At 51.0% G+C, this 341-nt stretch carries 2 tRNA genes and 1 rRNA gene; all 3 read right to left on the reverse strand.

Going from position 1 to position 341, the window contains the following annotated elements:
- Window positions 1-78: 78 nt before the first annotated feature.
- A tRNA-Thr gene (locus SB717_RS34335) sits at window positions 79-154 on the reverse strand.
- 26 nt (window positions 155-180) lie between these two features.
- Window positions 181-256: transfer RNA gene (locus SB717_RS34340), tRNA-Val, on the reverse strand.
- Between the two features lie 9 nt (window positions 257-265).
- Window positions 266-341: ribosomal RNA gene (gene rrf / locus SB717_RS40325) — 5S ribosomal RNA — on the reverse strand; the annotation flags it as partial.

A 341-nucleotide genomic window follows, 5' to 3' on the forward strand; every position in this document is an offset into this window, starting at 1 on the left:
GCCATGAAGGACTCGAACCTTCGACCCTCTGATTAAAAGTCAGATGCTCTACCAACTGAGCTAATGGCTCGAAAAAAATGGTGCCGGCAAGAGGACTTGAACCCCCAACCTACTGATTACAAGTCAGTTGCTCTACCAATTGAGCTACACCGGCGTGCAATCTCTGACTTAAATAGTCGATGGTGGAGGATGACGGGATCGAACCGCCGCCCCCCTGCTTGTAAGGCAGGTGCTCTCCCAGCTGAGCTAATCCTCCGATATATAAGCCTGGCAACGTCCTACTCTCACAGGGACAAAGTCCCAACTACCATTGGCGCTAAAGAGCTTAACTTCCGTGTTCG

It is taken from the genome of Priestia sp. SIMBA_032 (assembly GCF_046535215.1).
Classification (GTDB): domain Bacteria; phylum Bacillota; class Bacilli; order Bacillales; family Bacillaceae_H; genus Priestia; species Priestia aryabhattai.